12 protein-coding genes are annotated in these 9,088 nt (G+C 65.1%); 7 read left to right on the forward strand and 5 right to left on the reverse strand.

The window, feature by feature from the left end:
- From smc to JCM9942_RS06620, 5 genes are all read right to left on the reverse strand, one after another.
- On the reverse strand, positions 1-1,858 hold a 1,858-nt coding region (gene smc, locus JCM9942_RS06600), incomplete at its 3' end, for a chromosome segregation protein SMC (protein ID WP_083468447.1).
- A gap of 231 nt (positions 1,859-2,089) precedes the next feature.
- The gene (gene rplI / locus JCM9942_RS06605; protein ID WP_054658583.1) at positions 2,090-2,539 is read right to left on the reverse strand and encodes a 50S ribosomal protein L9; all 450 of its coding nucleotides are present in this window, start codon (positions 2,537-2,539) and stop codon (positions 2,090-2,092) included.
- Positions 2,540-2,696: 157 nt separating this feature from the next.
- The gene (rpsR, locus tag JCM9942_RS06610) at positions 2,697-2,927 is read right to left on the reverse strand and encodes a 30S ribosomal protein S18 (protein ID WP_002804494.1); all 231 of its coding nucleotides are present in this window, start codon (positions 2,925-2,927) and stop codon (positions 2,697-2,699) included.
- 11 nt (positions 2,928-2,938) lie between these two features.
- Positions 2,939-3,370 (reverse strand): 30S ribosomal protein S6, encoded by a 432-nt coding sequence (gene rpsF / locus JCM9942_RS06615; protein ID WP_054658585.1) that lies wholly within the window; start codon positions 3,368-3,370, stop codon positions 2,939-2,941.
- Between the two features lie 209 nt (positions 3,371-3,579).
- Entirely contained in the window at positions 3,580-3,918 is a 339-nt protein-coding gene (locus tag JCM9942_RS06620; RefSeq protein WP_054658587.1) for a HesB/IscA family protein, read from the reverse strand.
- 150 nt (positions 3,919-4,068) lie between these two features.
- Between JCM9942_RS06620 and asnS the strand changes: the two genes are divergently transcribed.
- The 7 genes from asnS to kynU form a co-directional block, all read left to right on the forward strand.
- Positions 4,069-5,463, forward strand: a complete 1,395-nt coding sequence (asnS, locus tag JCM9942_RS06625; protein WP_054658589.1) for an asparagine--tRNA ligase — start codon at positions 4,069-4,071, stop codon at positions 5,461-5,463.
- Between the two features lie 24 nt (positions 5,464-5,487).
- Positions 5,488-5,793 (forward strand): hypothetical protein, encoded by a 306-nt coding sequence (locus JCM9942_RS06630; RefSeq protein ID WP_054658591.1) that lies wholly within the window; start codon positions 5,488-5,490, stop codon positions 5,791-5,793.
- The gene (locus tag JCM9942_RS06635) at positions 5,790-6,104 is read left to right on the forward strand and encodes a hypothetical protein (protein WP_054658593.1); all 315 of its coding nucleotides are present in this window, start codon (positions 5,790-5,792) and stop codon (positions 6,102-6,104) included. The genes JCM9942_RS06630 and JCM9942_RS06635 overlap by 4 nt, the downstream gene beginning before the upstream one ends.
- Positions 6,105-6,112: 8 nt before the next feature.
- Positions 6,113-6,751, forward strand: coding sequence for an FMN-binding negative transcriptional regulator (locus JCM9942_RS06640; RefSeq protein ID WP_054658595.1), 639 nt, complete (start codon positions 6,113-6,115; stop codon positions 6,749-6,751).
- Between the two features lie 85 nt (positions 6,752-6,836).
- A complete protein-coding gene (can, locus tag JCM9942_RS06645) occupies positions 6,837-7,499 on the forward strand; it encodes a carbonate dehydratase (RefSeq protein ID WP_054658601.1) in 663 nt (220 codons plus the stop codon).
- Positions 7,500-7,571: 72 nt separating this feature from the next.
- Positions 7,572-8,099 (forward strand): 3-hydroxyanthranilate 3,4-dioxygenase, encoded by a 528-nt coding sequence (locus tag JCM9942_RS06650; RefSeq protein ID WP_054658597.1) that lies wholly within the window; start codon positions 7,572-7,574, stop codon positions 8,097-8,099.
- Positions 8,100-8,241: 142 nt separating this feature from the next.
- The coding region (gene kynU, locus JCM9942_RS06655) for a kynureninase (protein WP_054658599.1) at positions 8,242-9,088 on the forward strand (847 nt) is incomplete at its 3' end.

The following is a 9,088-nucleotide window of genomic DNA, read 5'->3' on the forward strand; positions in this document are numbered from 1 at the left end:
GCTGCAGCGCAGTGGCCTGGGCCAGATCTTCGGCCCCATGCAGCCGCGCCAACAGGCGGCGGATGGCCAGCGGCCCCTGCACCTTGGCCGCGAGCGAAGTCGGGGCGAAATCGGCCGCTTCCGTGGCCGCGGACACCAGCGCGATGCGGCCTTCGCCCAACTCCCCCAGCGCGTCGACCAGCGCCTCGGGGGAATCCACCAGCACCCCTTCGATCAGCTGCCCCAACGCGCTTTCAACCGCGTTTTCCCAGCCGCTTTCCACGGTGAGGCGCTCGCCGACACGCACCGCCGAATCCAGCCCGCGCGCCTTCAGCCACGCCACCGCTGCCCCCTGCTCCTGACCGAGCGCGGCCTGCTGCAGGGTTTCCAGCGAAGACAGCCGCCCGCGTGCGCTTTGCGCCTGCTTGCGCACCTCGGCCAGTTCGGACTGGCTGGTGCGCTGCTGTTCCTGCAGGTCGGCCACCGCCCTCTTGCGTTCTTCGACCTGCTCGTTCAGTTCGTCCAGCGCCGCCTTCTGCGTTTCGTGCTGCAGTTGCAGCTGCTCGAACGCGTCGGCCAGCACTTCCAGATCCAGCCCGGCCCGCTCGGAAAGCAGCGCCTCACGCCGCCGTTCGGCTTCCAGGATCTGCCGCTCCAGATAGTCCACGCGGGTGCGTTCGACTTCGCCCGAGCGGGTCGCCTCGGAGGTATTGCGGTTGTGGGCCTCCCAGCGCTGCTGCCAGTCGGCCAGTTTCGCTTCGGCCTCGCGCAACGCTTCCTGGCGCAATTCGTTGTCTTCCTGCAATTGCTCCAGCTGCGGCTCCGCGCTGTCCACCGCTTCGCGCAGCACCATCAGCTTGGCCTCGTCGCCACTGATGTGCTGCCCCAGTTCGGCCAGCGCATGCTGCGCTTCATCGCGTGCCTTGTGCAGACGCTGGGACATTTCCCGCTGATGCTGGATCTGCTGCTCCAGCCGCGCCAGGGTGCTGCCGACCTGATAGAACTCGGCCTGCGCGCGACTGAGCAGGTCCGCCGCTTCCTCGCGCTGCACGCGGCCGGTTTCGATCCGTGCCTCGGCCTCGCGCTGTTCGGCGATCAGCTGTTGCAGCCTGGTTTCCTCGCGCGACAACGCCTCGCGCAAACCGCCCAGGCGCCCATCCAGGCCGCGGTATTCCAGCGCCTTCCATTCGGCATCCTTGACCCGACGCTCTTCCTGCAGCGCCTGGTACTGCTCGGCCTGGCGCGCCTGGCGCTTGAGGTGCTCGAGCTGCTTGCTGATCTCATCGCGCAGGTCGTTGAGGCGATCAAGGTTCTCGCGCGTGTGGCGGATACGGGTTTCGGTTTCCTTGCGGCGCTCCTTGTACTTGGAGATGCCCGCCGCCTCCTCCAGGAACACGCGCAGGTCCTCCGGACGCGCCTCGATGATCTTGCTGATCATCCCCTGCTCGATGATCGAATAGCTGCGTGGCCCCAGACCGGTCCCCAGGAACAGGTCGGTGATATCGCGCCGCCGGCACTTGGTGCCATTGAGGTAGTAGTTGCTGCTGCCGTCGCGGCTGACCGTGCGCTTGACCGAGATTTCGTTGAACGAGGCGTACTCGCCGGAAATCGTATGGTCGGTGTTGTCGAAGATCAGCTCCACCGTCGCCTGTGACACCGGCTTGCGCCCTGCCGAACCGGAGAAGATCACGTCGGTCAACGAGTCGCCCCGCAGGCGGCTGGCCGAACTTTCACCCATCACCCAGCGCACGGCGTCGATGATGTTGGACTTGCCACAGCCGTTGGGCCCCACCACACCGGTCATGTTGGTGGGCAGGTGCAGGGTCGTGGGGTCGACGAACGACTTGAAACCGGAAAGCTTGATCGTGGATAGACGCATGGAGTCAGACTGTTTCCTGGCGCCGGAAGCCGCTGGCCAATACCGCAGGGAAGATTCCGGAAGGTTCCTTTTCCGCTCTCAAGTCGTTGATATTTTCAGGAATTCAACGCCACGAGCACGGCACTGGGGACTGAGTATAACGACACCTCGCGCTGCGGGCGCCGGGCTCACCCCGGAAAAAGAAACGGGCGCCTTTCGGCGCCCGTTCCTCTTGCACATAGGCAGCGCAGATCAGGCGTCGGCTTCGACGATGACCTTGACGGTGGCTTCCACGTCGGCGTGCAGCTTGACGGTGACGTCGTACTGGCCCACGGCACGGAAGGCGCCTTCGCCCATGATCACTTCGCTCTTGCTCAGCTCCAGGCCGGCAGCGGTGAAGGCTTCGGCGATATCACGCGGGCCGACCGAGCCGTACAGCTTGCCTTCGGTCGAAGCATGCGCACCGATGGTGACACTTGCGCCTTCCAGCTTCTCGGCGCGAGCCTGTGCGCCGGCGTGCGAGGCCTGGGCCTTGGCTTCGTACTCGGCACGCTTGGCTTCGAACTCGGCAACGTTGGCCTCGGTGGCCGGCACGGCCTTGCCCTGCGGCACGAGGAAGTTGCGGCCGTAGCCCGGCTTCACGTCAACCAGGTCGCCCAGGCCGCCGAGGTTGGTCACTTTCTGCAGAAGAATCAGCTTCATGATGTTGCTCCGTTATTCGTTAGCGGCGCCAGAGGGCCCCGCAACGCTTGCTGTCCGAATAGGACGGGTGGGAAAACGGATGCCCTGAGGCATCCGTCATCCGTTCTACGTTTGATTTCCGCACGCAACCGCGCAGATCAGACCGGAAAATCCGGAATCAGACGTCGTGGTTGTCCGTATACGGGATCAGAGCCAGGAAACGGGCGCGCTTGACGGCCGTGGCCAGCTGGCGCTGGTACTTGGACTTGGTACCGGTGACGCGGCTCGGCACGATCTTGCCGTTCTCGGTCAGGTACTGGCGCAGGGTGTTGAGATCCTTGTAGTCGATCTCCTTCACACCTTCAGCCGTGAACTTGCAGAACTTGCGGCGACGGAAGAACTTGGACATGGTGGCGCTCCTTATTCAGCAGAAGCGGCGTCTTCGCCGGCTTCTTCATTGGTGGAAGTGGCACCCTCTTCGTCGTCGCGACGACGACGCTCGCCACGCTCGGGCTTGTCACCCTTCTCGTCCTTGCTCTTCATGATCAGCGACTGCTCGGTGTCAGCCTCGTCACGCTTGATGACCAGGTTGCGCAGCACGGCGTCGTTGAAGCGGAAGCTTTCGGTCAGTTCGTTCAGAACCGACTGGTCGGCTTCGATGTTCATCAGAACATAGTGGGCCTTGACCAGATTCTGGATCGGATAAGCCAGCTGACGACGGCCCCAGTCTTCCAGACGGTGGATGGTGCCATTGCCGTTCTCGACCAGCGCCTTGTAGCGCTCGATCATGGCCGGAACCTGTTCGCTCTGGTCCGGGTGGACCAGGAACACGACTTCGTAATGACGACTCATGTTTTTCTACCTTTCGGATGTGGCCCGTATGGGCCGGACAGCCCCCCGCGTTGAATCGAGGTGGGGCAAGGAACCTGCACCAGGAGGCGCAGGAAGCCGCGAATTATGGCAGCTGCGACCAGCGGCCGCAAGGAAAGCGGCTCCGGCGCAGGAAGCGGCGCCCGCGCCCGGCATTGCTACGGCCCCGGACACCGCGGGCGATGCTGGTCTCAGGCCTTGTCGGCGTCAGTGGTGAAGCTCTCGCCGCACCCGCATTCAGCCGCGGCATTGGGATTCCTGAAGGTGAAGGTCTCGCTCAGCCCCTGCTTGCCGAAGTCGATTTCGGTGCCATCCACCAGCGCCAGGCTATCGGCGTCGACATAGATGCGGACCCCGTCCTGCTCGAACACCGTATCGTCTTCGCGCTGCTCCCGGGCCAGATCGGTGACATGCCCCCAGCCAGAGCAACCGGTGCGGGTCACACCGAAACGCAGCCCCAGTGCTCCCGGCGTGGAGGCGACAAAGCGCTGTACACGGGAATGGGCGACGGGGGTCAGATGAACAGCCATGATGGGACGACTCCAGCAGAATTACGTTCCGATTATAGGTGTGGGCGGCCGCCACGGACCGCAAGCGTGGATAAATGCCTCGCCTGCCCGCAGTACAGCCGCTAAAATCTCGCATTCACAGATCGAGTCGATCAACAGAGGATTCAAGTCATGACGGTGGTCAGCGTTGCACACGCCCTTGCCGGGAAATTCCCGGAAGGCGGAGAAGTCACGGTTCGGGGATGGGTGCGCACGGTGCGCGGCTCGGCTGGACTGGCCTTCGTCAACGTCAGCGATGGCTCGGGCTTCGCTCCGATCCAGGTCGTGGCCACCGATGCCCTGACCAACTTCGAGGACATCAGGAAGCTGACCCCGGGCTGCTCGGTGATCGCCACCGGCACCCTGGTGAAGTCGCAGGGCAAGGGCCAGAGCTTCGAGATCCAGGGCCAGAGCCTGGAGATTGTCGGCTGGGTGGAAGATCCGCTGACCTACCCGATCCAGCCCAAGCCGATGTCGCCGGAGTTCCTGCGCGAAGTGGCGCATCTGCGTCCGCGCACCAATCTGTTCGGCGCCGTCACCCGCATCCGCGACTGCCTGTCCAAGGCCGTGCACCGTTACTTCCACGAGAACGGCTTCTACTGGATCAGCACCCCGATCATCACCACCTCCGACGCCGAAGGCGCCGGTCAGATGTTCCGGGTCTCCACCCTGGACATGAGCAACCTGCCGCGCACCGGTGACGGCGGGATCGACTTCAGCCGCGACTTCTTCGGCAAGGAGACCTTCCTGACCGTGTCCGGCCAGCTTAACGTCGAGGCCTACGCGTTGGCCCTGAGCAAGGTCTACACCTTCGGTCCGACCTTCCGCGCCGAGAACAGCCACACCACCCGCCATCTGGCCGAGTTCTGGATGGTGGAGCCGGAGATCGCCTTCGCCGATCTGGCCGAGAACGCGCGCGTGGCCGAGGAGTTCCTCAAGTACCTGTTCCGCGCGGTGCTCGACGAGCGCGCCGACGACATGGCCTTCATCGCCGAGCGCGTTCAGAAGGACGCGATCACCCGCCTGGAAGCCTTCGTCAACGCGCCGTTCGAGCGCATCGAGTACACCGACGCGATCGCGCTGCTGCAGAAGTCGGGCAAGAAGTTCGACTACCCGGTCGAATGGGGCCTGGACCTGCAGACCGAACACGAGCGCTGGCTGACCGAGGAGCATGTCGGTCGCCCGGTGGTGGTGACCAACTATCCCGAGCACTTCAAGGCCTTCTACATGCGCCTGAACGATGACGGCAAGACCGTCGCGGCGATGGACGTGCTGGCCCCGGGCATCGGCGAGATCATCGGCGGCAGCCAGCGCGAGGAGCGCCTGAACGTGCTCGACGCGCGCATGGCGCAGTTCGGCCTGGATCCGGAGCACTACCAGTGGTACCGCGATTTCCGCCGCTATGGCTCGGTGCCGCACGCCGGCTTCGGCCTGGGCTTCGAGCGTCTGGTGGTATACGTCTGCGGCCTGAGCAACATCCGCGACGCGATCCCCTACCCGCGCGCGCCGGGCTCGGCGGAGTTCTGATCCAGTGACAGGGAGGCGTCTGCGGTGACCTTGTTCTTCGCGTTGTGCTTCATCGGCGTGGCCATTGCCGGCTTCAGCGCCTTCCTGATTTTCTGGCCGCTGACCCTGATCCATATCCGCGACCGGCATCCGGCGCTGGCGACCGAATTCGGCGCCGGCGCTTTCCTCAAACCCGACAGCCTGCGCTGGCTGCTGGCCCGCGACTTCTCCCGCATCCCGGACCGTTCCCTGTCCGGACTGGCAGCCCCGGCGCGCCTCGCGCTGCTGGTGATGTTCGGCGGGCTGGGCATGGCGCTGCTGCTGTGGCTTTTTTCCCAGGTAATGACATGAACGATTCGGACAACGCGACCGACCAGTGGTGGCTGGCGCAACTGGGCAACACCCTGATCTGGGCGCGCCTGCGCATCCGTCCGGCCGGCACCGCCGAGGTGCTGGACAGCGACGGCAATACGCTCAGCTACGACAGCGAGGACACCGCCCGCGCACAGCTGCTCGATGCCGAGTTTGTCGCCTTTGACGGCATCGACGAGGAGGATGCACTGCAGCGCGGCTTCTCGCTGCACGAGATCCAGCCACCGCACGCGGACAATGACGACGCGTTGCAGGGCCGCATGGTCCAGCTGCTTGGCATGCGGGCCTGACCCCACGGATGTTCACTCCGGCCGCTTTCGCCGAGACGGATCTGCAGTGGCTGGACCGGCTGCTGGCACGCGACCCGTTCGTGACGCTGCTCACCACCGGCGAAGACGGCCTGCCCGAGCTGACCCGGCTGCCGGTGCTGTATCGGCGCCAAGACCAGCAGATCGAGCTGCGCGGGCACTGGGCGCGTCCCAATCCGCAAGCCCGGCAACGCACCCCCGCCAAAGTCCTGGTGGACGGGCCGCACGGCTATGTCTCGGCCAGCTGGTATCCGGACAAGGAAAGCGCCGCGCGCGTTCCGACCTGGAACTACGCGGCGGCCGAGCTGCGCGGACAACTGCACTCCTTCACCGATGAAGACGCGCTTGCCGCACTGCTGGTCGATATCAGCGACCACTTTGAGGCGGACGTGGGCCAGCAGTGGCGGTTCGAGCCACAGCGCGAGGACCATCGCCGTCAAGTGCGCGGCATCGTCGGATTCCGCTTCGTGGTCGAGCAGGTCCAGCTCAAACTAAAACTGGGCCAGAACCATCCACCCGCCAACCAGCAGGCCGTGATACACGCGCTGCAGGCGCTGTCCACGCCACGCGCACAGGAGCTGGCCGACTGGATGACGCTCCACCGCGCATCGCGCGACACGCCACAATGACGCGGCGCAGCCTCCATTTCCCGCGACGACGCCGTTTCCATGACGGCGACGCCCTCCCCCTCCAGATCGCAAGGGAAGCATGACCATGAAAGACATCCGCAAACTGCTGCAGAACAACAGTGATTGGGCCGACCGGATCGAGCGCGAAGATCCGGAATTCTTCCAGCAGCTGTCCAAACAGCAGAACCCCGAATACCTGTGGATCGGCTGCTCCGATTCACGCGTGCCGGCCAACCAGATCATCGGCATGGCGCCGGGTGAGATCTTCGTGCACCGCAACGTCGCCAACGTGGTGGTGCATACCGACCTGAACTGCCTGAGCGTGATCCAGTACGCGGTGGACCAGCTGAAGATCAAGCACATCCTGATCGTTGGCCATTACGGTTGCGGCGGCGTGCACGCGGCACTGAACCAGGTGCGCGTCGGCCTAGCCGACAACTGGCTGCGACATGTCGGCGATGTCGCGCAGAAGCATGACGATATCCTCTCGCAGATCGACGACCCGGATCTGCGCCATGCGCGCCTGTGCGAGTTGAACGTGATCGAGCAGGTGGTCAACGCCTGCCGCTCGACCATCGTCCAGGACGCCTGGGCGCGCGGCCAGAAGCTGATGGTGCACGGCTGGGTCTACAGTCTGCGCGACGGCCGGGTCAGCGAGATGGGCATCGACGTGGGCGCCCCGGAAGATCTGCAGCCGGCCTACGAGAGGGCCCTGTCGTTCGTGCCGCGCAAGGGCAAACGCCACTGACCTCCCACCCCCTGCTGTGGCCGCTGATGCCGCGGCAGGGGCAGGCCCGTTTCCCGCCACAGGCTCCCCCGCATGCTGCCACTCCCCCTCAATCTGCACGCCTGGATCGATGAGCATCGCCACCTGCTGAAGCCGCCGGTGGGCAACAAGATGATCGAGAACGGCGATTTCATCGTGATGGTGGTCGGCGGCCCCAACAGCCGCAGCGACTACCACTGGGATGAAGGCCCGGAGTGGTTCTACCAGCTCGAGGGCGAGATGGTGCTGCGCGTGCAGGAAGACGGCGCGGTGCGGGAGATTCCCATCCGCGCCGGCGAGATCTTTCTGCTACCGCCGCGGGTGCCGCACTCGCCGCAGCGCATGCCCGGCTCGATCGGCCTGGTGGTCGAGCGCAAGCGTCTGGACCACGAGCTCGACGGCTTCATGTGGTTCTGCCCGCACTGCAACCACAAGCTCTATGAGGAGTTCTTCCACCTGAAGAACATCGAGACCGACCTGCCCAAGGTATTCGACCGGTTCCATTCCTCGCTGGAACACCGCAGCTGCCAGCGCTGCGGCACCGTGCATCCGTTACCGGCACCGGCCTCGCCCGAAATCTGAGCGCACCTTCCGTGCGGTTCGCACGGCGCCCCGGCCATCGCCCGGCACCATCTGCCGCGCCACTGCCGGCATCCGCAACAGGCAACCGGCAACCGTGCCGGGACAGGTACACTTCGGGCTCATTCTCGCCACCTGCGTACCGATGAACGAAACCCTGTCCCCGGCCCACGCCACCGCCTTGGATGCCGCCGATCCGCTGCGCCACCTGCGCAGCCAGTTCCTGATTCCGCAGCACCAGTCCGCCGACCAGACCTACTTCGTCGGCAACTCGCTGGGCCTGCAGCCCAAGGGCGCCAAGGCGATGGTGCAGGAAGTGATGGACCTGTGGTCCAGCATCGCGGTGGAAGGCCATTTCACCGGCCCCACGCACTGGATGGGCTATCACCGCCTGGTGCGCGATTCGCTCGCGCGCGTGGTGGGCGCACAGCCCGGCGAAGTGGTCGCGATGAACACGCTGAGCGTGAACCTGCATCTGATGATGGTCAGCTTCTACCGCCCGACCCTTGAGCGCCCTGCGATCCTGATGGAAGCCGGTGCGTTCCCCACCGACCGTCATGCGGTCGAGGCGCAGATCCGTTTCCACGGTTTCAATCCGGCCACCGATCTGATCGAAGTGCAGCCGGACGAGCCCAACGGCACGATCTCGATGCAGGCCATCGAGCGGGCGCTGGGCGAACACGACCGCCGCGTGGCGCTGGTGCTGTGGCCCGGTGTGCAGTATCGCAGCGGACAGGTGTTCGATCTGGCCGCGATCACCCGGCTGGCGCGTGCGCACGGCGCCAATATCGGCTTCGATCTGGCCCATTCGGTCGGCAACGTGCCGCTGGCGCTGCATGACATCGCCCCGGATTTCGCCGTGTGGTGCCACTACAAGTACCTCAACGCCGGCCCCGGCGCGGTCGCCGGCGCCTTCGTGCACGAACGCCACGCGCGCGACACCTCGCTGCCGCGCTTTGCCGGCTGGTGGGGCCATGAGCAGGCCACGCGCT

This window comes from Stenotrophomonas pictorum JCM 9942 (assembly GCF_001310775.1).
GTDB classification, from domain to species: domain Bacteria; phylum Pseudomonadota; class Gammaproteobacteria; order Xanthomonadales; family Xanthomonadaceae; genus Stenotrophomonas; species Stenotrophomonas pictorum.